Source organism: Neisseria sp. P0021.S005, from assembly GCF_051956955.1.
In genome coordinates this window covers 1-255 of the sequence record NZ_JBQCWY010001023.1, presented here as the reverse complement: position 1 = coordinate 255, position 255 = coordinate 1, and the positions used below count along the sequence as shown (strand labels likewise).

The following is a 255-nucleotide window of genomic DNA, read 5'->3' as shown; positions in this document are numbered from 1 at the left end:
CCCCCCCCCCCCCCCCCCCCCCCCCCCCCCCCCCCCCCCCCCCCCCCCCCCCCCCCCCCCCCCCCCCCCCCCCCCCCCCCCCCCCCCCCCCCCCCCCCCCCCCCCCCCCCCCCCCCCCCCCCCCCCCTCCCCCCCCCCCCCCCCCCCCCCCCCCCCCCCCCCCCCCCCCCCCCCCCCCCCCCCCCCCCCCCCCCCCCCCCCCCCCCCCCCCCCCCCCCCCCCCCCCCCCCCCCCCCCCCCCCCCCCCCCCCCCCC

Annotated in this window: 1 protein-coding gene; it reads right to left on the bottom strand. The window is 99.6% G+C overall.

The genetic code is table 11. The features are described 5' to 3' along the window. A partial coding sequence (locus ACTHUE_RS20695; protein ID WP_268083134.1) for a hypothetical protein occupies nucleotides 1-255 on the bottom strand: 255 nt, incomplete at both ends.